The organism is Streptomyces sp. NPDC032091, assembly GCF_055580265.1.
In genome coordinates, this window is the sequence record NZ_JBVILR010000024.1 from 73,028 (window position 1) to 94,492 (window position 21,465).

Sequence of the window (21,465 nt, forward strand, 5' to 3'; positions counted from 1 at the left end):
TCAGGTGGTCGCCGGATTCCGTTTGTTGGCCGCTGACGATGGTTTCGGGGCGGGATCTGGTGTAAAGTCGATCACGAGCTCGCAGCCGGGAAACCGGCGGTGGGACTGGCGTTGGTGGTCCAAGGAAAGGCACCCCACTTCCTGTGGGGGGATGCAGGTGCAAGGCCTGCCCAGCGCTCGATCAAGGCCCCGGCCTCCTCAGGGAGGCCGGGGCCTTTGCGTTGGCTACTTCCGCTCAGCCGCGCTGCGTTCCACGCAGAACTCGTTGCCCTCGGGGTCGGCGAGGGTCACCCAGCCGGTGCCGTCGGGCTTGCGGTGATCGCCGACCAGCGTGGCGCCGAGCGCCACGAGGCGTTCCACTTCCTCGTCCCGCGTGCGGTCCTGCGGCTGGATGTCCAAGTGCACGCGGTTCTTGACCGACTTGGTGTCGGGCACCTGGATGAACAGCAGCGTCCCCCCTTCCGTCGCGAGCAGCGCCTCCGGGTCACCGGGTGAATCGTCCTCGTGCAGAGAGCCGTTGAGAACACCGGCCCAGAACTGGCCCAGGGCGTAGGCGTCCTGGCAGTCGATGGTGATGTGTCGAATGAGGGAAGTCATGGACGCACACTAGCCGCCCTCTGGTCTGCGGGCATAGCGTTTACTTGCATCCCATTGCAATGTGTGGGTGGGTGGCGTTGCGTTGAATTTCGCATCGTTGCAACGATTGCGGGGTGCTGAGCTGCGATGATTGAGTTTTTTCGCAACGACGGTGTTGTCAGCCCTTGGAATGCAACGTAGCGTTTCTCATGTCAGAAACCAGCGGCACCGATCAAGGAGAGCACCATGCAGACCTTCGCCACGGCCACCCCGGTCTCCGCCGTCCTGGACATCCCCGCCGGTCGAGTCCAGCTCATCGCCTCCGACCGCACCGACGCCACGGTCGACGTCCGCCCCGCAGACCCCTCCAAGAGCCGCGACGTGAAGGCGGCCGAGCTGATCGAGGTCGCCTACACCGACGGTGTCCTCCGGATCGTGGCCGCCGACGCGAAGAACCGGCTCACCGGCAACTCCGGCTTCGTCGACGTGACCGTCCAGCTCCCCGCCGACTCGCACGTCGAGGCCAAGGTCGCCGCCGGCGAGGTGCGGGGCGAGGGCCGCCTCGGCGATGTCGTCCTCGAAGCCGCACAGGCCGAGGTCGAGCTGGACGCGACCGCCTCCGTCCGCGTCACCGTCCAGTCCGGCGACGTCTCCCTCGGCCGCGTCGGCGGCCCGGCGGAGGTCAGCACCCAGAAGGGCGAGATCACCATCGCCGAGGCCACCGCCGGCGTGGTCACCCTGACGACCCAGCACGGCAACATCACGGTCGGCGCCGCCCGTGGCGTCGCCGCCTCCCTGGACGCGGGCACCGGCTACGGCCGCATCAGCAACGCCCTTCAGAGCTCCGAAGGCACCGTCCCCCTGACCATCCAGGCGACCACCGCCTACGGCGACATCACCGCCCGCACCATCTGACTCCCCAGGGGCTGATGTTCGGCCCGAGGTGCGGACACCAGCCCGGGACGGTCGTCGGACGCTGAGGTGGCAGGAGCGCGTAGCGATCTGGGGCGACTCGGCTGCCCGGGATGGCCGATGGTGGCGCAGCGGGGTCGGATGCCCTGTCTGCCGTGCGGAAGGGGTTGGGCTTCCCCGGACCGCGTGGCATGTGCGTCCCTTGGCCGGCCCGTTCCTTCGGGGGGTTCCCGACAGTCTTTGGCATTCCGGGACGGGCCGGTCTGTCAAGGGTGGCCGAAGGCCATCGCGCAGCGACGCGACGAAGGAGCGCCCTTGACAGGCCGGACCGGCCCGGAAGGACAGTGGACTGGCGGGAAACCCCCGACACTCTCCCGACCCGGCCCGGGGGTGCACCGCCCCCCGTAGCCACCGCTCCGCCGTAAAAGAAGGTGCGGGTGCACGCGGGCGCGGCCTAGCTTGAGGCGGTGAGCAGCGACTATCCATTCGCCGACGGCTACAACCTCGTCTGGGATCTGACCGGCTTCGGTGACGCGGACGAGGAGATAGTCGAGTCCGCCTCGCTGTCCCGGGACCAGTTCCTGAAGATCCGGCACCTGTTCGTGCTGGGGGACGACCCCTGGATGGTGGCGGGCGAGTACCGCGTGGCGCCGAGCATCTGGGCGCACGTCCGCCGCGTGGTGCCGGGTGTCCGGTTCCAGCGCGATGCCGAATACTTCCTCGGCGCCCGTCAGGCCCTGCCTGACGGGCGCTTCTGGCGTCCGGCCCCGGGCGTGGCGGCGCCGGGCCCGATCCCGCCGTTCTAGGCGGTGACCCCGCCCAGGAAGGCGGTCCAGGTGGAGGGGCTGACCTTCAGCTCAGGGCTGGCCGTGAGCTTGGAGTCCCGGACGTGGACGGTGTCGGTGCAGGTGGCGACCTCGACGCAGCTGTCGCCCTGGCTGCCGCTGTAGGTGGACTTGTGCCAGGAGAGGGCAACCTCGACGCAGCTGTCACCCTCGCTACCGCTGTAGCTGCTCTTGAACCACCGGAGCTGGAAGCTGTTCACAGGGAACCTCGCATTCGCATCAACAAGCCCGTGCTTTCCGCAGGGTTGAGGGCCTGGATGCGAAGTTTGGCATACCGCTGGTGGAGGGCGCTGATGGCTTTCGGGTCGGTAATGACCTGACCCGTCTTCTGCCCCTCGCTGTAGCCCGCCCACTCGTGCTCCTCGGTTTCCAGGAGCTGGAAGGGGCCATCGGGGCCAGAGTGCTCCGGGCTGACGAGCGGCATGATCTGGATGTCGACGTTGGGTAGCTTCCCGGCCCCCAACAGGTTGTCGATGAGCTCGCGCGTCACCTCCGGGCCGCCTGTCTGCCGCTCGATCAGCGATTGCTCGATGATGAAGCTGAACATGATGTACGGGACGCGAGTGAGGAGTTTCTGGCGCTCCAGGCGCCGGAAGATCCGCGCCTCTTCCACCTCGGGCGTCGGCAGGGGCGGGACGTTGTGGATCTGGGCCCGCGCGTACGCCTCCGTCTGCAACAACCCCGGTATCGACCTGCACTCGTACGTGTTGAGCGCAAGGGCCTCGGTCTCCAGCTCCGCCCACCGCCGGAACCAGGACGCCAGGCCCCGCCTCCGCGTCATCTGCTTCGCCGCGATGTGGAGCACTCCGAAGGTGTCCAGCACCTCTTCCGACTTGTTGACGAACTTCAGGGACGGATGTCGGCGGCCCTGCTCCACGGACGCCACGTACTGCACCGAGTAGCCGATTTTCGGTGCGAATTGCTCCTGTGTGAGGTCGGCGCGTTTGCGGAACGCCTTCACCGTCTCGCCGAAGTTCTTCAGGTCGGGGTCGGGTTCCACCTGGTCGTCACCGCCGCTGCCCTTGCCAGCCGTCATCACGGTCACCTCCCGAGTCATCATGCTCACGGTCGGTGACGGCGCCTGTCCAGAGCGTGGGCTACTACTCTTCTTCAGTAGCAGTCAAGGCGCTGGGAACTCCCCAGCTCACACGAGAAGTTCGTCTCCATGACCGCACCCTCCCGCCCCCTCGTACGCACGTTCACTCAGCGTTTCAGCTGCACCCCCCGAGGCGCCCGCCTCGCCCGGCAGCTGGCGCTGGTCTGCCTCCACGACTGGGGGATCCCCGAAGGCACCGGCCTCTCCGCCGACGCCGGGCTCCTCGTTGCCGAGCTGGCTTCCAACGCCGCGACCCACGGGCGGGTCGTCGGGCGGGACTTCGAGCTCCGGATGACCCTGCTGGGCGGTGACCCGCACTCCGCCGGGGTCCTGCGCCTGGAGGTGTCCGACCCCCGGCGGGACCGCCGGCCCGCCGTCCAGCCGCACGCGTACCAGGCGGAGTCGGGCTACGGCCTGCGCATCGTGGACGCCGTCGCCGCCGACTGGGGGGTGATGGACCGCATCATCGGCAAGACCGTCTGGGCCGAGCTGGCCACCCTCAGGGCTCCGGCAGCCCCACCACGCTGACGACGTACCCCGTCGGGTGCTCCGGCCTCCCGGCGCTGCCGCCCTCTCTCCCCCCACGGCCTCCGCGTCAGGCGATTAGCATGCGCGCCGGTGTCGTGAACGGGGAAGACGGGAAGGCGGAATGGTGGTGACTGGCTTGTCCGGAGACGGAGTTGGCGGGGAGCGGCGGCCCGAGGGGCTCGACGGGCTGCTCAGGGCCGCCCGCGTCGGGCCCGGCGGGCACTCGGCGGCGGTGCGCAGGGTCGTCGAGCGGCTGAGCCGGGCCGTCGGCGGCTCGGCGCGGATCGAGGGCCCCGCGCAGCCGGCGGACCGGGCCGGGGACGGGCGCCCCGACGGCATGCTCCTGCGGGACGTCGCCGCCGGCAGCCCCCGGTCCGCCGTGGTCGCCGAACCCGGGCGGCATCTGCGGATGCTGGCCCTCGGGGCGGAGCGGCCGCACCCGGTGCTCGTCGTCTCCCGTCCGGCCCCCTTCGACGAGGCGGCCGCCGCGCTCGTCGCCCACGGCGCCACCCTCCTGGAGCTGCTCCTGGCCGCCGCGGAGGCGGAGGCCCAGCGGCGGCGGCTGGCCGAGGCGGGGGCCGGGGTGCGGCTGTCGGTGCTGCAACTGCTCATGGGCGGCGAAGTGGCCCTCGCCCAGCGGACGATGGCCGGACTGCGGCCGGGCCTCCTGGACGCGGAACGCGCGGTGGTCCTCGTCCTGGAGACCGCGCAGCAGGAGCGGCGTGAGGTCGCCGACACCTGCGAGGCGCTGCTGGCCGGGCGGGCGCTGGTCGTGCGGTGTCCTGCGGACGACGGGCACGTCATCGTCGTCGCGCCCGTCGGCGGCGGCGCGGAGAACATCCTGCGCGCGTTCGTCGCCGGCCGGGACGGGGTGTTCCTGGGGGTCGGGGACCGGCACCCGCTCTCCCGCGTCGCGGCGGGGTACGACGACGCCGTCCGGAGCCTGGCGGCCGCACGGCTGATGCCCGGGCGGATGGCCGGGCACGCCGCCCGGGTCCGGCTGCCGGAGGTCCTGGACGCGGGGGCCGCGGCCGCCTGGGCGGCCCGGTTCCTGCGGCCGCTGGCGGCGGTGCCCGCACACGACCGGTACGCGCTGACGGCCACCGTGCGGCTCGGGCTGGAGTTCACGGCGGTGAGCGCGGCCAGTCTGCTGGGGATCAGCCGCAACACCGTGCGGGCGCGTATGGACCGGGCGGCCGGGCTGCTCGGCGTCGACCTGGGTGACGTACGGGCCCGGGCGGCGCTGGACCTCGCCCTGAGGTTCGAGGACCAGGGCCAGGAGGCTGCCGGGCGCGCGGCTCCCGATGTGCCCGGCCTCCTGGCCGCCGCCCCCGTACGGGCCTGGGCCCGTGAGCTGCTCGCACCGCTCGGTGCCGACGAGCGGGACCTCGGGCGGACGCTGCGGGACTGGGTCGCCGAGAACTGCGCGGTCGAGCCCGCCGCCCGGCGCCGGGGCGTGCACCCGCAGACCGTGCGCGAGCACCTGCGCGGGGCGGAGGGGCTGCTGCGGCGCCAGCTCGTCGCGGGCGGGAGCGGGCTCTACGAGGTGGTGCTCGCGCTCATGGCCGTGGGCGAGCCGGACCCCGGCGAGGCGGGGTGTTCGGGCCGGTCAGGGGTGGGGGACCGTGCACCGGTGACACCCTCGTGCCCCGTGACCGTGCAGCCGTGAGATGGCGGCCGGTCGAGCGGGGCCCTAGTTTTCCCCTCAGCGGTGCCGCTCAGGTCGGCGCCGTCAACGGGGGGATCGGAACCGTAGGTTCCGGTCCAGCACGCGGGAGCGTGACGCCGAACCGGGCCCGGAGCCGATGGTGCGCTCCGGGCCCGGTTCGTCAGGGCGGAGGGCCGCTACTTCTTCGTCGGCAGGGGCGGCAGCGACGGGAGCTTGCCCGCCTCGCTCTTCTGGAAGGTGTCCTGGCCCGCGCCCTCCCAGGTGACCTTCAGCGTGGTGGCGTCCACCGAGTCGACCTTGCCCTTGGAACGGGTCGCGCCCGCCGGGCACTTCAGGTCCAGGGTGGCGCCGGTGGCGGTGCCCTCGCAGGTCAGGCCGGTGGCGGCCTCGACCACGAGCGCCTTCTGGCCCTTGACCGTGAGCACCACGCTCTTGCCCGGCGTCTGCATCGAGATCCAGCCGCCGTCCAGGGAGCCCGCGCCCGTGCCCGCGCCGGAGCTGCCCGTGCTGGCGGCGGCGGTCGGGGCGGCGGTCGGCGTCAGGGCGGCCGCGGGGGCCTTGCTGGGCTTCGCGTCCGCCTTCGAGTCGCTGCCGCAGGCGGTCAGGGTCAGGGCGGCGGCCAGGCCGGCGGCGGCGAAGGCGGTGATGCGCAGGGTGCTGTGCACGGGAGGGTCCCCCAGGAAAGCGAGTCGACTGGAACGAACGGTGGAACGGAACGCGCCAACGTACCAGCCGTGCCGGCCGGTCGAGGCACCCGAAGACACGCCCCGCCGGGGCGCGGCGGTTCCGGCCGCCGTGTCCCGGCAGGGTCTCGATCCGGTCGCCGGCTTGTGGTTCAGAGGTACTGGGCGTAGTCGTCCAGGGTGCGCAGGACCTCCGCCTCGCGCGCGGAGGGGAGTTGCAGGACGACCTCCTCGATGCCCAGCTCGGCGTAGTGGGCGAGCTTGCCGGGGTTGGGGCGGACGGCGTACGGGACCACCTGGAGGGCCTTGGGGTCGCGTCCGGCGTCCTCCCAGACCCGGCGCAGCACCGGCAGGCTCTCGGTGAGGCCGCCGCCCCCGATGGGCAGCCAGCCGTCGGCGTGGTCGGCGACGGCGGCGAAGAGCTTGGGGCCGGCGGCCCCGCCGATGAGGGTGCGCGGTCCGTGCAGCCGCCGCCCGTCCGGGAGTTCGCGCGGGGGCGTGGGGGGCTTGGGGTGGGCGAGGCTGGCCTGGACGGAGCCGTACGGGCCCTCGTACGCGGTCGGTTCCGGGGACCACAGGGCGCGCATCAGGGCCATGTGCTCGCGGACGCGTTCGCGCCGGGTCGGCCAGTCGACGCCGTGGTCGGCGGCCTCCTCCACGTTCCAGCCGTAGCCGATGCCGAGGGTGAGGCGGCCGCCGCTGAGGTGGTCGAGGGTGGCGGCCTGCTTGGCGAGGCCGATGGGGTCGTGCTGGGCGACGAGGGTGATTCCGGTGCCGAGGTGGAGGCGGCGGGTGACGGCGGCGGCCTGGCCGAGGGCGACGAAGGGGTCCAGGGTGCGGCCGTACTGGTCGGGGAGGTCGCCACCCATGGGCGCGGAGGTGGCGCGGCTGACCGGGATGTGGGTGTGCTCGGGGAGGTAGAGGCCGGCGAAGCCGCGCTCTTCGAGGCTGTGGGCGAGACGGGTGGGGGAGACGGTGCGGTCGGTGAGGAAGATGGTCGTGGCGATCCGCATGGGGGGCACCTCCGAGTCGTCGGGAGGGCCAAGGTACGGGGTTCCGCGTGGCGGTGGCAGGGGCGGTCAGCCGGCCGTGGGCGGGCCGAGGTAGGTGCCGCCGGAGACGTCGATGGTCTGGCCGGTCACCCAGCGTCCCCGCGGGCCGGCCAGGAAGCCGACGGCGTCCGCGATGTCCTCCGGCTCGCCGACCCGGCGCAGGGCGGTCATCGCCTCCAGTCCGGCGACCGCTTCGGGGACGTTCAGGTAGGCGGCGATCATGTCGGTCCGCACCACTCCGGCGGCGATCGTGTTCACCGTGATGCCGCGCGGGCCCAACTCGTGGGCGAGGGAGGGGGCGAGGGCGGCCAGGGCGGCCTTGGTGACGGTGTAGCCGATCTGGAGGGGGTTGGCGATACGGGTGGCGGCGGAGCCCATGTTGACGATCCGGCCGCCGTCCCTCAGGAGCGGGAGGGCGCGCTGGACCACGAAGAGGGGGGTGCGCACGTTGACCGCCAGGAGCTGGTCGAACTCCTCCTCGGTGAGCCGGCCGATCGGGCTGGTGGAGTGGATGCCGGCGTTGTTGACCAGGATGTCCAGGCCGTCCGCGCCGTGCTCCGCGAGCCCGGTGGCGAGCCCCTCGAACAGCCGGTCCAGCGCGCCGCTCTCCCCGAAGCGGGCCCGCACGGCGAACGCCCGGCCGCCCGCGTCGGCTATCCGCGCCACCGTCTCGGCGGCGGCCGCCTCGTTGCCGCCGTAGTGGACCGCGACCAGCGCTCCGTCGGCGGCGAGGCGCAGCGCGACCGCCCGCCCGATCCCGCGTGAGCCGCCGGTCACCAGTGCGGTCCGGCCGTCCAGTTCACCCATCTTCGCCTCGTTCCTGCTGGGGCCACGGCCGTCGCCGCGGCCGGGACGTTCAGGGCCTAGCCCTGCGGGTAGCGGGTCAGCCAGGCCGGGGTGGTGTGGAGGGTGGGGCCCTGGGTCATTTCCAGGGCGAAGTCGTCGGCCAGTTCCAGGATCGTGGCGCGGCCTTCCAGTGCGGCGAGCCAGGCCGCCGGGAGGGCGGTCTCGCCGTGGAGGGCGCCGAGGAGGGCCCCGCACAGGGCGCCGGTGGCGGTGGAGTCGCCGCCGTGGTTGACGGCCAGGCGCAGCCCGTGCCGGACGTCCTCGGCGGCGAGGGCGCAGTAGACGGCGAGGGCGAGGGTGTCCTCGGCGTCGCGGCTTTCGCCGGACGAGAGGGACTCGACGGCGCGGGGCCCGGGGGTGGCGCCGGCTGCGGCGGCGAGGGCCCGGCGCAGGGCGTCGGTGACGGGCTGGTGGCCGGGGCGTGCGGCGAGGAGGGCGAGGGCGTGCCGGACGGCGGCGTCGAGGGGCTCGCCGCGGGTGAGGCCGTGGACGATGACGGCCAGGGCCCCGGCGGACAGGTAGGCGGTGGGGTGGCCGTGGCTCTGGGTGGCGCACTCGACGGCGAGCTGGAGCACCAGGCCGGGTTCCCAGCCGACCAGGAGCCCGAAGGGAGCGGAGCGGACGGTGGCGGCGGCGTCGCGGGCGGTGGGGTTTTTGGGCTGGTCCAGGGTGCCGAGGGTGTCGTCGGCGAAGCCGGTCAGGCAGGCCCGGGCGGGGCCGCGCCGGGCGTAGAGCCACTCCTCGCGGGCGAGCCAGCCGTTGTCCGCGCGGCGTTCGTCGGGGCCCCAGTCGTGCTGGGTCGCGGCCCAGCGGAGGTAGGCGCGGTGGACGTCGGTGGGGGGGTGCCAGCCGCCGGTGTCGCGGCGCACGTGGGCCCGTATCAGGCCGTCGACGGTGAACAGGGTGAGCTGGGTGGAGGCCGTGACGGTGCCGCGGCGGCCGTGGGCGGGCGCGGGCTCGGTGAGGCCGGCCGGGCCGTGGGCCTCGTGGATGCCGTCCAGGGAGATGCCGGCGACGGGGGCGCCGAGGGCGTCGCCGATGGCGGAGCCGAGGAGGGCGCCGCGCACCCGGCTGCGGAAGTCCTGCTGTTCGGCACGGCCCCACAGGGCGGTGGTCAGGTTGGTGGCCGGGGTCGAGGCCGGGGCGGCGGCCGGGGCCGGGGCGGGGGCCGGGGTCGAGGCCGGAGCGGGGGCCGGGGCGGCCGAGCCCGTCGCCCCGGCCGCCCCCGCCGCTGTGGCCGCGTCCGTGCCGGCGTCCCTGCTCGCGGCCGTGCCGGCGGCCGTGCCCGTCGTCGTATCCATGCCGTTCCCCCCAGAGTCTGGCGCGCACTGTAGTGGACGGCTTCGGTCGGTTTCGGAAGGAGTCCGTCAGATCGCCCGTAAGTGAGCGGAGAACGGCCGGATCGCGAGCGGTTCCAGCCAGGGAGATGATCGGTGGCACGTTTTGCCACTCGCCTTCGCGTCGGCCGGTTCCAGCCATGTCCTGTTCACGCCCGGTTCGCCGGGCGCCCGGAGGCTCGACCCCATGAAGAAGGCTCTCCTCGCCGCGACCGCCGCCGTCGCCTCCGCGCTCACCGCCTCGCTGGTCGTGGCCCCCGCCGCCTCCGCCTCCGGCTGGGAATGGCCCGGCCGCCACCACGACCGCACCTCGATCCCCTTCACCGAGGCCACCGTCACCGCCGCCGCGGACGGTTCGTACGCCCTGAAGTGGAACGCCAAGGGCACCGGGCACGTCGAGATCAAGGCGAACGGCAAGGTCGTCGCCCAGGGCGGCGCCCAGGGCCTGGCCACGGTCAAGGGGCTGCCCGCCGCCGACCGCCAGTGGTTCGACTTCAAGGCCGACCACGGCCAGGGCCTGCACCTCGCCGACCGCCAGGTCAGGCTGGAGGGCGCGGTCAACTTCCGCGACGTCGGCGGCTACCGCACCACCACCGGCCAGTGGGTCAAGATGGGCGAGGTCTACCGCTCCGACGCCCTGAACAAGCTCACGGACGCCGACCAGGCCAAGCTCCGGAGGCTGCGCGTCAAGACCGTCTTCGACCTGCGCACCCAGGACGAGCGCACCAAGGACGCCGACCGCGTCCCGGCCGGCGCCCGCTACGTCGTCGCCGACGTCTTCGCCGGCTCGGGCGCCTTCCAGACCCTGCCCAAGTCCCCCGACGAGGCCGTCCGGGCCATGATCGGCGCCGAGCGGAGCATGGTCGGCGGCGAGGGCGGCAGGAAGGCCTACACGCAGGTCCTCGACGGGGTCCGCGACGACCGCGCCCACGCCGTCCTCTTCCACTGCACCGCCGGCAAGGACCGCACCGGCTGGGCCGACGCCACCCTGCTGACCGCCCTCGGCGTCCCGCAGGAGACGGTGCTGGCCGACTACCTGGCCAGCAACGACTACCGCAAGGCCGCCAACGACGCGATCCTCTCGCACCTGCCGGCCCCGCAGGCCGCCGTCTACAAGCCGCTGCTCGACGTCCGCCCCGAGTACCTGAATGCCGGCTACGACGAGGTCAAGGCCACGTACGGCACCTTCGACCGCTACCTCGAGGACGGCCTCGGCCTCGACGCCCGCGAGCTGCGCGACCTGAAGCGGGACCTCCTCGTCGGCTGATCCCGCTCCGGGCCGCCCGGTCAGTCCAGGACCGGCAGCAGCTCCGGCAGGTGCCCGTCCGAGGCCCGGGCCGCGGCCTGCCGCTCCCGCGGCACCTCCCCGTACAGGGTCGTCCGGGGCTTCGCGGGCCGGCCCGCCGCCTCCGCGACCGCGACCAGGTCCCGCACCGACTTGTACGAGCCGTACGAGGACCCCGCCATCCGCGAGATGGTCTCCTCCATCAGCGTCCCGCCCAGGTCGTTGGCCCCGGAGCGGAGCATCTCCGCCGCGCCCTCCGTGCCCAGCTTCACCCAGCTCGTCTGGATGTTGGGGATGTGCGGGTGCAGCAGCAGCCGGGCCATCGCCGTCACCGCCCGGTTGTCGCGGACCGTCGGGCCGGGCCGGGCGATGCCCGCCAGGTAGACGGGGGCGTTGGTGTGGATGAAGGGGAGCGTCACGAACTCCGTGAACCCCTCCACGCCCTTGGCGAGGGCGCTCTCCTGGATCCGGGCCAGGGTGCGGAAGTGGCCGAGCCAGTGCCGCGGCTGGTCCACGTGGCCGTACATCATCGTCGACGAGGAGCGGATGCCCAGCTCGTGCGCGGTGGTGATGACCTCGGTCCAGTCCGCCGTCGGCAGCTTGCCCTTGGTGAGCACCCAGCGGACCTCGTCGTCGAGGATCTCCGCCGCCGTGCCCGGGATGGAGTCCAGCCCGGCCTCCTTGGCGGCCGCCAGCCAGTCCCGTACGGACATCCCGGTGCGGGTGGCGCCGTTGACGACCTCCATCGGGGAGAAGGCGTGCACGTGCATGCCCGGCACCCGCTCCTTCACCGCCCGCGCGATGTCGAAGTACGCCGTCCCCGGCAGGTCCGGGTGGATGCCGCCCTGCATGCACACCTCGACGGCGCCCACCTCCCAGGCCTGCGCGGCCCGGTCGGCGACCTGCTCCAGGGAGAGGGTGTAGGCGTCGGCGTCGGTGCGGCGCTGCGCGAAGGCGCAGAACCGGCAGCCGGTGTAGCAGACGTTGGTGAAGTTGATGTTCCGCGTGACGATGTACGTGACGTCCTCGCCCACCACGGAGCGGCGCAGGTCGTCCGCGATCCGGCAGAGGGCGTCCAGCGCGGGGCCGTCCGCGTGCAGCAGGGCCAGGGCCTGGTCGTCGGTGAGCCGCTCCGGGTCGTCGGCGGCCTGCGCGAGGGCGGCCCGTACGTCGGTGTCGATCCGTTCGGGGACCATGCCGGGCGCTGCCGCCTCGCGCAGGGCCTCCCAGTCGCCGTAGACCTCGTCGAAGTCCTCGCGGCGGTCGCCGGTGCGGCCCTCGGTGTCGATCGCGGTGTGCAGGTCGGTGCGCCCGGCGGCGGTGAAGGCCTCCTCGGGCTCCTGCCAGGGGTGCCCCTCCACGACGGCGTCCGGGCGGGCCAGGCCGGTCTCCGGGTCGGCCAGCGCCCGGACGTGGGGCAGCAGCCGGGGGTCCAGCCAGGGCTCGCCCCGGGTCACGAACTCCGGGTACACGCAGAGCCGTTCGCGCAGCTCGAACCCGGCCGCCGCCGACCGCTCGGCCAGCAGGTCGATCTGGGGCCAGGGGCGTTCGGGGTTGACGTGGTCCGGGGTGAGGGGCGAGACCCCGCCCCAGTCGTCGATGCCGGCGCCGATCAGGCGGGCGTACTCGCCGTCGACCAGGTTGGGCGGGGCCTGGAGGCAGGCGGAGGGGCCCATGATGTGCCGGGCGACGGCGATCGTGGCGACCAGGTCGTCCAGTTCGGCGTCCGGCATGCCGCGCATCGCCGTGTCCGGCTTGGCGCGGAAGTTCTGGATGATCAGCTCCTGGATGCCGTGGTAGGCGCGGGCGACCCGGCGCAGCGCGAACAGCGACTCGGCGCGCTCCTCGTACGTCTCGCCGATGCCGATGAGCAGCCCGGAGGTGAAGGGAACCGAGGAACGGCCGGCGTCCTCCAGGACGCGCAGCCGGACGGCGGGCTCCTTGTCGGGGGAGCCGTGGTGCGGGCCGCCGGGCTCGGACCACAGCCGGGTGGCGGTGGTCTCCAGCATCATGCCCATGGACGGGGCGACGGGCTTGAGGCGCTGGAAGTCCGCCCAGGACATGACCCCGGGGTTGAGGTGGGGCAGCAGCCCGGTCTCCTCCAGGATGCGCACGGAGATGGCGCGGACGTACGAGATCGTGTCGTCGTAGCCCTCCGCCTCCAGCCACTCGCGGGCCTCGGGCCAGCGGTCCTCGGGCTTGTCCCCGAGGGTGATCAGGGCTTCCTTGCAGCCGAGGGCGGCGCCCCGGCGGGCGATGTCGAGGACCTCGTCCGGGGACATGAACATCCCGTGCCCGGCCCGGCGCAGCTTGCCGGGGACGGTGGCGAAGGTGCAGTAGTGGCACTTGTCGCGGCAGAGGCGGGTGAGGGGGATGAACACGCTCTTCGAGTACGTGATCACGCCCGCGCGGCCGGCGGCCGCCAGGCCCGCGTCACGGACCCGGGCGGCGGAGGCGGCGAGGTCCTCCAGGGCCTCGCCGCGGGCCTGGAGCAGCACGGCCGCCTCGGTCGCGTCGAGCGCGACGCCGTCGCGGGCCCGCCGGAGCGCGCGGCGCATCGCGTTGTCGGTCGGGGCGTCACTCGGAGTGGTCATACGGCGAGCATACGAGCAGCGGTTCGGGGGCCGGAGGGGGTCACCGCATCAGCTCACCGGCGTTGACCAGCAGGGACTGGCCGGTTATCGCCCGTGACCGGTCGGAGGCCAGGAAGACGGCGGCGTCCGCGACGTCCCCGTCGGTGGCGAGGTCGGGCAGGGCCATCCGGTCGGTGAGGCGGGCGTGGACCTCGGCCTCGGGAACGTTCTCGATGTGCGCGGTGAAGGTCACGAAGGCCTGGACGGGCGGGCCCCACATCCAGCCGGGCAGCACGGTGTTGACGCGGATCCGGTGCGGTCCGAGCTCGCGGGCCAGGGAGTACATGGCGGAGGTCAGGGCGCCCTTGGAGGCGGCGTAGGCGGCCTGGCGGACCTCGTTGGGCGCGGCCACGGCGGACTGGGTGCCGATGAGGACGACGGAGCCGCCGCCCCCGGCCTTGAGGGCGGGCAGGCAGGCGCGGGTCATGCGCAGGGTGCCGAGGAGGTTGACGTCGAGGATCTGCTGCCAGGTACCGAAGTCGGCGTCCTCCAGGCCGCCGAAGTAGGAGTCCCAGGCGGCGACGTGGACGACGGCGTCGATCCCGCCGAAGCGTTCGGCGGCGAGCGCGGCGAGGGCCTCGCACTGCCGCTCGTCGGTGATGTCGGTGGGCCGGTACGCGGTGTGGGCGCCGTCGGGGTCGATCTCGGCGGCGGACTTGGCCAGGTTGGCCTCGGTGCGCGCGCCGAGGACGGCGTTCCCGCCGTCGCGGACCACGGCGGCGGCCACCTGGTGGCCGAGCCCGGCCCCCACGCCGGAGACGACGACGGTCTTCCCTCGCAGCAGCATGGCGCGCTCCCGTGTGACTCGTACGTTTCTGACGGGGCGTCAGGGTAGGCGGGCGCGGCTGCGGTGGGAAGGGGCGCGGGGGAGTGGGCGGGCCAACCTCTCTAGCGGCGCCCGGAGGCGTCCAGGTAGATGTTCACGGCGACCCAGGTGAACCAGAGCAGCGGGATGATCGCCACGTAGGCGAGCGGCCGGGCGTGCACCGGCGGGCCCTCCTCCAGCGGCTGGCGGCCCGGCGCGGGGGTGGGCTCCGGCAGCTTGCCGAACTTGATCGCGGCGATCAGGTTCCAGAGCAGCGTGAACGGCGTGAAGATCACCAGGGAGAAGGGGCTCCACCAGCCCTGGCACAGGGTCTTCGTGGTCATGACCCGGACCAGCGCCCGGCCGCAGCGGCGGCAGAAGGGGCCGTTGAGGCTGTGGAACCGCATCATGATCAGCACGCCGACGTGGGCGCGGACCGCGAAGTTCGCCGCCTCCGGGGCCCCGCAGTTGCGGCAGCCCGGCGCGGGCGCGTGGGCGTACGGGGGCGCGTACGCGGGGTCGTACGGTGCGGCGCCCGGGCCGCCGCCCTGCGGGGCGGGGAAGCCGGTGGCGGGCTGCGCCGGATACCCGGCACCCGGGTTGGTGGGGTAGCCGACGGGGTGCTGCGCGGGCTGGCCGGCGGGCGGCTGGCCGGGCTGGCCGGCGGGCGGCTGGGCGTACGGGTTCGGCTGCTGGGCGGCGGTGCCCGCGTACGGGTTCGGCGGGACCGGGGCCCCGGCGTACGGGTGGGGCTGCTGCGGCGGTGGAGTGGTCATGGCAGGCCTTCGGGATCGGCGGCGCGGGCGGGAGAGCGGCGGCCGAGGGGCGGAGGCAGGGCGGCGAACGGCCTGGACCACGGCCCGCTCCGCCTTCCGGATGCCTGCACGGAAGGAGGAGGCGTCGTACACCAGTGCTCTCGTCTGGCGTGAAACTACCAGTAGTTGACGTGGTCCCGCCGGGACGCTCCCGGCGGCCCCGCCCTCGCCCGAACCGGCCGACCCGAGGTGAATCGGGTCGAATTCCAACGAGCCATACAAGGCGGGGCTTTCGGGGTGTTCCGGACGGGGTCGGAAGTCCCCTTCGAGCCGTGCGGGAGTCCCGCGGGAGGCGGGCTGGACGTCCTGAGCCACAGAAGGGTGAAGACGAGACGAATGGTGCGTCATATCTGCGGGGGCGACGGCGAGTCGTATCCGAATACCTGATAGACAGAACAATCACGGCCCGACCGGCCGTGCGCCTGACTTCGCCGGCCGCCTTGGGGGGATCGCCGCACCGTGAAGCCGCTTCACCGTCATGTAGTCAACACCTCGCGCAAGGTGTTGTGCACGGCCGCCCTCGCCGCCAGCCTCACCACCGCGGCCGTCGTGACCAACACCCCGGTCGCCGGCGCCGGCGAGGCCGAGCCCACCCCGGACAGTCCGCAGGCCGCCGAGCGCGGCGACGCCCGCCTCGACCTGCCGGGCCAGCTCGCCGACCCCGTCGTCCCGCCCGCCGCGGGCGCGGGGACGGCCGCCGAAGGCGCCGCCGGCATCCCCGCGACCGCCCTGGACGCCTACAAGCGCGCCGAGCTCGCCGTCGGCGCCGCGCTCCCCAAGTGCAAGCTCCCCTGGCAGCTGATCGCGGGCATAGGCCGCATCGAGTCCGTGCACGCCTCCGGCTACGGACTCAAGGACGACGGCACCACCGAGAAGCCGATCCGCGGCCCGCGCCTCGACGGCAACGGCTTCGCGAAGATCCTCGACACCGACAAGGGCGAGTTCGACGGCGACACCGAGTACGACCGCGCCTTCGGCCCCCTGCAGTTCATCCCCTCCACCTGGGCCACCTGGAAGGCCGACGGCAACGGGGACGGCAAGCGCGACGCGAACAACATCTACGACGCGGCGCTGGGCGCGGGCCTCTACCTCTGCTCGGGCGGCAAGGACCTCTCCAACCCGGCCGACCTCGACAAGGCGATCCTCAGCTACAACCAGTCGCGCGAGTACGTGAACAGCGTGCTCGGCTACATGCGCCAGTACCAGCAGGACGGCACGGCCGGCATCCCGAACCCGCCCGTCGGCAACTACCCGACCCCGCCGGTGCCCCAGGTGCCCACCCCGCCGCACGTCCCCACCCCGAACCCGCCCGCGTCGAAGCCGACGCCCCAGCCGGACCCGAAGCCCACGCCGAAGCCCACCCCCGACCCGTCGAAGCCCACCCCGACGCCGGACCCGTCGAAGCCGACCCCGGCACCCGCGACGCTGGCCGGGCTGGCCCGGGCCGGCGACGGCGCGCTGGAGGCGGAGGCCGGCAGCACCTTCGCGGACGGCGCCCGGTTCAAGGCGGTGCTCAGCGACGGCAAGCCGGCCGTCGGCCAGGCGGTGGTCGTCGCGGTCGAGCAGGACACCACCGGCGGCACGGGCTTCGTCTTCGGTGACGAGTCGAGCGTGGTCGTCCGTACCGACGCCCAGGGCATCGCCACCGCGCCGCGCCTCAAGGCCGGCCCGAAGGCGGGCACCTTCACCCTCCGGGCCACGGCCTACGACGCCAAGGGCCAGTTCACCGTGGCCCTGGACGGCAAGGTCACCGCGAAGCCGGCCGAGAAGCCGGTGGTGCTGACCCGTACGGGCGGCGCCGGCGCGGTCGAGGTCGCGGCGGGCACCTCCGTCAAGGGCCTGGAGTTCCTGGCCGCCCGCGGCGACAAGCCGGAGGCCGGGGTACAGCTCACCGCCCAGCTGGTCACCGGCAAGCCCGGCGCCTGGGTCCCGGTGGACCCGAAGACGGCCACGGGCCCGTTCTTCAAGGGCGCGGCGGACGGCCAGAAGCTGTTCACCGTCCAGCCGGCCAAGACCGGGGCCGACGGCAAGACCGTCCTGCCGGAGCTGCTGACCACGGACGCGCCCGCGGGCACGTACCACCTGCGGCTGACCACGGCGGACGGCGCGGAACTGGTCCTGGACGTCACGGTCACCGCCCCCAAGGCGGCGCCGAAGGCCTGACCCGGGCCCGGGGCCCGTACGCCCGCACACGACGGCACGGCCGGTCGCCCAGCGCGACCGGCCGTGCCGTCGTCGGTGTACGGGGCCCCGGGGGCCGGGGGCTTATACCGGGGTGTCCTGGACGGTGGTGAAGCCGGTGCCACAGGCGGCCACCAGGTTCGACGCGCTGAACGGCGTGTCGGAGGTGGTACAGGTGGCCTGGTGCAGCACGCCCTCACGGTCCTGCAGGGTCACGTAGAGCTGGCCGGGGTTGGACTCGGTGACCGAGGCGGCGGTGTCCGTGACGCAGCGGGGCGCGTTCGCGAGGATCCCCAGGTTGACCCACACGCCCGGGTTCCGGCTGTCGTTGAGGAACGCGTGCCCGTGCCGGTCGGTCGCCACCCGGAAGATCAGCCCGGGGGGGAAGTTGGTGTAGTCGGGGGCGGCGGTGGCGAGGTCGCGGCCGGTGGAGCACTTCTTGTGGTGCTCGTCGTCGCGGTCGTCGTCGGACCCGGCCGGCTTGGCGGTCATGGCGTGCGCGGCCGGCTTCGCGGCCTTGGCGGGATGGGAGGCCTTCTTCTTGGGCTGCGGGTCGTGGTCCACGCCCCCCGCCGCCGCGGACGGCGCCATGAGGGCGCCGAGGAGCACCGCCCCCGACAGCGCCGAGATGCCCCGTGCGGCCCAAGCGAGCTTCGTCATCGTTCCTCCGTGAGTGCAGGCCGGATGTGCGCGACCCAACATCCCCGATCCGCCCGCCGCTGGACACGCGACGTCACGGATCATCACTCAGGGGAACCAGTTTTCGACCCCCGAACGGAGGCAGGGCTGCTCCGAACGGAACAGGCAGGAGCCCCGCCCCTTCCGTTCGCACGGAGGGAGCAGGGCTCCTTGGTACTGCGAAATCCGACCGCGATCCGATCGGCCTGGCGACTAGGCCGGGGTAACGTTCTCCGCCTGCGGGCCCTTCGGACCCTGCGTGACGTCGAAGTTCACCTGCTGGTTCTCCTCGAGGGAGCGGAAGCCAGAGGCGTTGATCGCGGAGTAGTGGACGAAGACATCCGGGCCGCCGCCGTCCTGGGCGATGAAGCCGAAGCCCTTTTCAGCGTTGAACCACTTCACGGTTCCGGTAGCCATGAGCCCTCCTATGGGCCAAAGGGTCGCCCTGCTCCAGAACCTGCTAAGAAGTCTGAAAACTACAAAAGCCTGCGGGTTACATGCTCCGCAGGCCTCGTACTGCAAGGGAAACCAAACTGCAACTTGCGTCGAGCCTAGCACGCACCCTCGGGGCGAGACCAGAGGGAAAGATCACGTCACTCGGACGTTTGAGACCCGCTCGAACGCTGACGGAGAAGCGGGGGCTAGTCTCGCGATGTGGACGTCTATCGCAGCCGGCCCAGGGTCGGCCACATCCAGTTCCTGAACTGCATGCCCCTCTACTGGGGACTCGCGCGCACCGGCACGCTGCTGGACATGGAGCTGACCAAGGACACCCCCGAGAAGCTGAGCGAGCGGCTCATCCAGGGTGACCTGGACATCGCTCCGGTCACCCTCGTGGAGTTCCTCCGCAACGCCGACCGGCTCGTCGCCCTCCAGGACATCGCCGTCGGGTGCGACGGCCCCGTCATGTCCTGCGTGATCGTCTCGCAGGTCCCGCTGGAGCAGCTGGACGGGGCCCGCGTGGCCCTCGGATCGACCTCGCGGACCTCCGTCCGCCTGGCCCAGCTGCTGCTCGCCGAGCAGTACGGGGTGCGGCCCGACTACTACACCTGCCCCCCTGACCTGGGGCTGATGATGCAGGAGGCCGAGGCGGCGGTGCTGATCGGCGACGCCGCGCTGCGCGCCTCGCTGCACGACGCGCCCCGGCTGGGGCTGGCCGTGCACGACCTGGGCCAGATGTGGAAGGACTGGACGGGGCTGCCGTTCGTCTTCGCCGTCTGGGCCGCCCGCAAGGACTACCTGGCCCGCGAACCGGAGATCGTCCGGGAGGTCCACGACGCCTTCCTCGCCTCCCGGGACGTGTCCCTGGAGGAGGTCGTGAAGGTCGCCGAGCAGGCGGCCCGCTGGGAGGCCTTCGACGCCGGACTGCTCCAGCGCTACTTCACCACCCTCGACTTCCGGTTCGGCCCGGAACAACTCGCCGGGGTGCGGGAATTCGCGCGTCGTACGGGAGCGGACACGGGCTACGCGGCGGATGTGACCGTGGAGTTGCTGAAGGCCGGCGCCGGGGAACGGTGATCACCAATACCCTGGGAGCCTTCCCGGGGATCTTCCGCTTCACCGAACGGGAATGTTCCGTTTGCCGGTAATTAGTTCGCCTTTCGCATTTCCGTCGTACGCGTCCCGAGAAGGGGAAGAGCGGAAGAAGATCCGCGGAGCGGAATGCGCGGACGTCTTTCCGGCCCCGGCCCGCCGGACACCGCCTAAGGTGCTGCTGTCCGGGTGACCATGGAGCCCGGGGACAGGGGGGACGCGATGCAGCCGCTCGAAGCCGGTGAGCCGCGGACGATCGGCGCGTACCGGCTGCTCGGCCGGCTCGGCGCGGGCGGCATGGGCCGGGTCTACCTGGGGCGCAGTGCGGGCGGGCGGACGGTCGCCGTGAAGGTCGTGCACCCGCACTTCGCCTCCGACACGGAGTTCCGCACCCGGTTCCGCCGCGAGGTGGAGGCCGCGCGGCGGGTGGGCGGGGAGTGGACCGCGCCCGTGCTGGACGCCGACCCGGAGGCGGCCGTGCCGTGGGTGGCGACCGGCTATGTGGCGGGGCCCTCGCTGGACCGGGCGGTCGCCGGGCACGGGCCGCTGCCGGAGGCCTCGGTACGGGCCGTGGGCGCCGGGCTGTCCCGGGCCCTGGTGGCGGTGCACGGGCTGGGCCTCGTCCACCGGGACGTGAAGCCGTCGAACGTGATGCTGACCCTCGACGGGCCGCGGCTGATCGACTTCGGAATCGCCCGGGCCACGGACGGCACCGCCTCCCTGACCTCCACCGGGGTGTCCATCGGCTCGCCCGGCTACATGTCCCCCGAGCAGATCCTGGGCAAGGGCGTCACGGGCGCGTCGGACGTCTTCTCGCTGGGCGCGGTCCTGGCCTTCGCGGCGACCGGCCGGCCCCCGTTCAGCGGCGACAACTCCGCGACCCTCCTCTACAAGGTGGTGCACGAGCCGCCGGAGCTGGACGGGGTCCCGGCCGGGGAGCTGCGCGAGCTGATCGCGTCCTGCCTGGCCAAGGAGGCCTCCGGGCGGCCGGCGCCCCAGGACCTGGCGGCCGCGCTGGGCGGGGCCCTGGGCGCCCCGGGCTGGCTCCCGGCCCCGCTGGTGGAGGAGGCGAGCCGGGCGGCGGTGGCCCTGCTGGACCTGGACGCGGACACCTCCGGGGGCGGCGACGTGTCCGCGTCCGGGCCGGTGCCCTTCACCGAGGGGTCGTTCGGCGGGCCCGTCGGGGTCGGGTTCGGGACGCCGGGTCCCTCGTACGCGACCCCCGGCGGCTACGCGAACCCCTACGGCCCCGGCTCGACCGGCCCCGGCGGCGGCCCGTACGGGTCCGGCGGCTCCTCGGGCGGCGGGGTGTACGGGCTGCCCACCGAGACGTCCGGGCCCGGCGGCGTGCCGGGGCAGCGGAACGCTCCGCCGGGGGAGCGGCCCGGGATGAGCGTCCGGGTGGCGGGCCGCCGTCTCAGCTGCACCGTGGTGCTCGGCGCGGCCGCCTTCCTCGTGGCCCTGTCCGGCGGTCTGTACGCCACAGGGCTGCTGCCCGGGCGGTCCGACTCCCACGACAAGGTGGTGGGCCGACCCCCGGCCACCTCCAAGGCCCCGGACCCGGCAACCCCGGCCACCCCGGCCCCGTCCGCCTCGGCCCCGTCGAAGGGCACCCGGGACGACGTCCCCAAGGAGCTCATCGGCACCTGGAAGGGCACCGTCACCACCAACCTCGGGGCCACCAGCCAGTTCGAGATCACCATCAAGGCCGGCAAGGTCGGCGAGGTCGTCGGCCGGGACAAGTCGGTCCTGCCGATCCTCGGCACTGACTGCAGCGGCGACTGGAAGCTCAGCTCCGCCACCGACCGCTCCCTGGTCCTGGACACCGCCGGCGGCCCCAACCCGGCCCCCGGCGTCTGCGCCGGAGGCTCCGCCGACGAGCGGTTCACCCTCAACCCGGGCGGCTCGCTGCACTACACATCGGGGGACAGGGCGGCCGGCAACCCGGAGGGCGACCTGACCCGCAGCCCCTGAAAGAACGGACGGGGCCC

Annotated in this window: 20 protein-coding genes; 8 read left to right on the forward strand and 12 right to left on the reverse strand. The window is 73.2% G+C overall.

The features are described 5' to 3' along the window. Positions 1-225: 225 nt before the first annotated feature. Positions 226-597: a VOC family protein gene (locus ACZ5NJ_RS30825; RefSeq protein ID WP_468769102.1), complete on the reverse strand. Its 372-nt coding sequence runs from the start codon at positions 595-597 to the stop codon at positions 226-228. 225 nt (positions 598-822) lie between these two features. Here ACZ5NJ_RS30825 and ACZ5NJ_RS30830 point away from each other — a divergent pair, with 225 nt between their 5' ends. Both ACZ5NJ_RS30830 and ACZ5NJ_RS30835 read left to right on the forward strand, forming a co-directional pair. Further along, entirely contained in the window at positions 823-1,491 is a 669-nt protein-coding gene (locus tag ACZ5NJ_RS30830) for a DUF4097 family beta strand repeat-containing protein (RefSeq protein ID WP_468769103.1), read from the forward strand. A 464-nt stretch (positions 1,492-1,955) separates the two neighbouring features. After that, on the forward strand, positions 1,956-2,294 hold the full coding sequence (locus ACZ5NJ_RS30835; RefSeq protein ID WP_468769105.1) for a hypothetical protein: 339 nt from the start codon (positions 1,956-1,958) through the stop codon (positions 2,292-2,294). On the opposite strand, the gene ACZ5NJ_RS30840 is transcribed toward ACZ5NJ_RS30835, so the two are convergent. Together ACZ5NJ_RS30840 and ACZ5NJ_RS30845 are read right to left on the reverse strand one after the other, a co-directional pair. After that, on the reverse strand, positions 2,291-2,533 hold the full coding sequence (locus ACZ5NJ_RS30840) for a DUF397 domain-containing protein (protein ID WP_468769106.1): 243 nt from the start codon (positions 2,531-2,533) through the stop codon (positions 2,291-2,293). The two genes, ACZ5NJ_RS30835 and ACZ5NJ_RS30840, sit on opposite strands and share 4 nt — an antisense overlap. Continuing rightward, complete coding sequence (locus ACZ5NJ_RS30845) at positions 2,530-3,369, reverse strand: helix-turn-helix domain-containing protein (protein WP_468769107.1); 840 nt, start codon at positions 3,367-3,369, stop codon at positions 2,530-2,532. The genes ACZ5NJ_RS30840 and ACZ5NJ_RS30845 overlap by 4 nt, the downstream gene beginning before the upstream one ends. A 129-nt stretch (positions 3,370-3,498) precedes the next feature. Here ACZ5NJ_RS30845 and ACZ5NJ_RS30850 point away from each other — a divergent pair, with 129 nt between their 5' ends. Both ACZ5NJ_RS30850 and ACZ5NJ_RS30855 read left to right on the forward strand, forming a co-directional pair. Then, positions 3,499-3,957 carry an ATP-binding protein gene (locus ACZ5NJ_RS30850; protein ID WP_468769109.1) on the forward strand — a complete coding sequence of 153 codons (459 nt, stop codon included), beginning with the start codon at positions 3,499-3,501 and terminating at the stop codon, positions 3,955-3,957. Positions 3,958-4,084: 127 nt separating this feature from the next. Next, a complete protein-coding gene (locus ACZ5NJ_RS30855; protein WP_468769110.1) occupies positions 4,085-5,626 on the forward strand; it encodes a helix-turn-helix domain-containing protein in 1,542 nt (513 codons plus the stop codon). A gap of 176 nt (positions 5,627-5,802) precedes the next feature. On the opposite strand, the gene ACZ5NJ_RS30860 is transcribed toward ACZ5NJ_RS30855, so the two are convergent. The 4 genes from ACZ5NJ_RS30860 to ACZ5NJ_RS30875 form a co-directional block, all read right to left on the reverse strand. Beyond that, positions 5,803-6,291, reverse strand: a complete 489-nt coding sequence (locus tag ACZ5NJ_RS30860) for a hypothetical protein (RefSeq protein WP_468769111.1) — start codon at positions 6,289-6,291, stop codon at positions 5,803-5,805. Between the two features lie 170 nt (positions 6,292-6,461). Beyond that, a complete protein-coding gene (locus ACZ5NJ_RS30865; RefSeq protein ID WP_468769112.1) occupies positions 6,462-7,322 on the reverse strand; it encodes a TIGR03619 family F420-dependent LLM class oxidoreductase in 861 nt (286 codons plus the stop codon). A 66-nt stretch (positions 7,323-7,388) separates the two neighbouring features. After that, positions 7,389-8,168, reverse strand: coding sequence for an SDR family oxidoreductase (locus tag ACZ5NJ_RS30870; RefSeq protein ID WP_468769114.1), 780 nt, complete (start codon positions 8,166-8,168; stop codon positions 7,389-7,391). Positions 8,169-8,224: 56 nt separating this feature from the next. After that, positions 8,225-9,508 (reverse strand): ADP-ribosylglycohydrolase family protein, encoded by a 1,284-nt coding sequence (locus ACZ5NJ_RS30875; RefSeq protein WP_468769115.1) that lies wholly within the window; start codon positions 9,506-9,508, stop codon positions 8,225-8,227. Between the two features lie 223 nt (positions 9,509-9,731). Between ACZ5NJ_RS30875 and ACZ5NJ_RS30880 the strand changes: the two genes are divergently transcribed. Further along, a complete protein-coding gene (locus ACZ5NJ_RS30880) occupies positions 9,732-10,811 on the forward strand; it encodes a tyrosine-protein phosphatase (protein ID WP_468769116.1) in 1,080 nt (359 codons plus the stop codon). A gap of 20 nt (positions 10,812-10,831) precedes the next feature. Here the strand turns inward: ACZ5NJ_RS30880 and ACZ5NJ_RS30885 are convergent, their stop codons facing one another. The 3 genes from ACZ5NJ_RS30885 to ACZ5NJ_RS30895 all read right to left on the reverse strand — a co-directional run bounded on the left by ACZ5NJ_RS30885 (position 10,832) and on the right by ACZ5NJ_RS30895 (position 15,043). Further along, a complete protein-coding gene (locus ACZ5NJ_RS30885; RefSeq protein ID WP_468769117.1) occupies positions 10,832-13,423 on the reverse strand; it encodes a bifunctional FO biosynthesis protein CofGH in 2,592 nt (863 codons plus the stop codon). 40 nt (positions 13,424-13,463) lie between these two features. Next, positions 13,464-14,249 (reverse strand): SDR family oxidoreductase, encoded by a 786-nt coding sequence (locus tag ACZ5NJ_RS30890; RefSeq protein WP_468769118.1) that lies wholly within the window; start codon positions 14,247-14,249, stop codon positions 13,464-13,466. A 101-nt stretch (positions 14,250-14,350) separates the two neighbouring features. After that, positions 14,351-15,043 carry a hypothetical protein gene (locus ACZ5NJ_RS30895; RefSeq protein WP_468769120.1) on the reverse strand — a complete coding sequence of 231 codons (693 nt, stop codon included), beginning with the start codon at positions 15,041-15,043 and terminating at the stop codon, positions 14,351-14,353. Between the two features lie 498 nt (positions 15,044-15,541). Here ACZ5NJ_RS30895 and ACZ5NJ_RS30900 point away from each other — a divergent pair, with 498 nt between their 5' ends. Next, positions 15,542-17,245, forward strand: coding sequence for a lytic transglycosylase domain-containing protein (locus ACZ5NJ_RS30900; protein WP_468769121.1), 1,704 nt, complete (start codon positions 15,542-15,544; stop codon positions 17,243-17,245). 102 nt (positions 17,246-17,347) lie between these two features. Here the strand turns inward: ACZ5NJ_RS30900 and ACZ5NJ_RS30905 are convergent, their stop codons facing one another. Both ACZ5NJ_RS30905 and ACZ5NJ_RS30910 read right to left on the reverse strand, forming a co-directional pair. After that, positions 17,348-17,923 (reverse strand): hypothetical protein, encoded by a 576-nt coding sequence (locus ACZ5NJ_RS30905; RefSeq protein WP_468769122.1) that lies wholly within the window; start codon positions 17,921-17,923, stop codon positions 17,348-17,350. Between the two features lie 231 nt (positions 17,924-18,154). Then, positions 18,155-18,358, reverse strand: a complete 204-nt coding sequence (locus ACZ5NJ_RS30910; protein WP_007265804.1) for a cold-shock protein — start codon at positions 18,356-18,358, stop codon at positions 18,155-18,157. A gap of 237 nt (positions 18,359-18,595) precedes the next feature. Between ACZ5NJ_RS30910 and ACZ5NJ_RS30915 the strand changes: the two genes are divergently transcribed. Together ACZ5NJ_RS30915 and ACZ5NJ_RS30920 are read left to right on the forward strand one after the other, a co-directional pair. Beyond that, positions 18,596-19,459, forward strand: coding sequence for a menaquinone biosynthetic enzyme MqnA/MqnD family protein (locus ACZ5NJ_RS30915; RefSeq protein WP_468769123.1), 864 nt, complete (start codon positions 18,596-18,598; stop codon positions 19,457-19,459). A gap of 237 nt (positions 19,460-19,696) precedes the next feature. Next, a complete protein-coding gene (locus tag ACZ5NJ_RS30920; protein ID WP_468769125.1) occupies positions 19,697-21,448 on the forward strand; it encodes a serine/threonine-protein kinase in 1,752 nt (583 codons plus the stop codon). Positions 21,449-21,465: the final 17 nt, after the last annotated feature.

Bases quoted from the DNA above. Each gene is read 5' to 3' on its own strand.
- ACZ5NJ_RS30825 (WP_468769102.1), bottom strand. From the start codon at position 597: ATGACTTCCCTCATTCGACACATCACCATCGACTGCCAGGACGCCTAC.
- ACZ5NJ_RS30830 (WP_468769103.1), top strand. From the start codon at position 823: ATGCAGACCTTCGCCACGGCCACCCCGGTCTCCGCCGTCCTGGACATC.
- ACZ5NJ_RS30845 (WP_468769107.1), bottom strand. From the start codon at position 3,369: ATGACGGCTGGCAAGGGCAGCGGCGGTGACGACCAGGTGGAACCCGAC.
- ACZ5NJ_RS30850 (WP_468769109.1), top strand. From the start codon at position 3,499: ATGACCGCACCCTCCCGCCCCCTCGTACGCACGTTCACTCAGCGTTTC.
- ACZ5NJ_RS30865 (WP_468769112.1), bottom strand. From the start codon at position 7,322: ATGCGGATCGCCACGACCATCTTCCTCACCGACCGCACCGTCTCCCCC.
- ACZ5NJ_RS30870 (WP_468769114.1), bottom strand. From the start codon at position 8,168: ATGGGTGAACTGGACGGCCGGACCGCACTGGTGACCGGCGGCTCACGC.
- ACZ5NJ_RS30875 (WP_468769115.1), bottom strand. From the start codon at position 9,508: ATGGATACGACGACGGGCACGGCCGCCGGCACGGCCGCGAGCAGGGAC.
- ACZ5NJ_RS30880 (WP_468769116.1), top strand. From the start codon at position 9,732: ATGAAGAAGGCTCTCCTCGCCGCGACCGCCGCCGTCGCCTCCGCGCTC.
- ACZ5NJ_RS30885 (WP_468769117.1), bottom strand. From the start codon at position 13,423: ATGACCACTCCGAGTGACGCCCCGACCGACAACGCGATGCGCCGCGCG.
- ACZ5NJ_RS30890 (WP_468769118.1), bottom strand. From the start codon at position 14,249: ATGCTGCTGCGAGGGAAGACCGTCGTCGTCTCCGGCGTGGGGGCCGGG.
- ACZ5NJ_RS30895 (WP_468769120.1), bottom strand. From the start codon at position 15,043: ATGACCACTCCACCGCCGCAGCAGCCCCACCCGTACGCCGGGGCCCCG.
- ACZ5NJ_RS30905 (WP_468769122.1), bottom strand. From the start codon at position 17,923: ATGACGAAGCTCGCTTGGGCCGCACGGGGCATCTCGGCGCTGTCGGGG.
- ACZ5NJ_RS30910 (WP_007265804.1), bottom strand. From the start codon at position 18,358: ATGGCTACCGGAACCGTGAAGTGGTTCAACGCTGAAAAGGGCTTCGGC.
- ACZ5NJ_RS30920 (WP_468769125.1), top strand. From the start codon at position 19,697: ATGCAGCCGCTCGAAGCCGGTGAGCCGCGGACGATCGGCGCGTACCGG.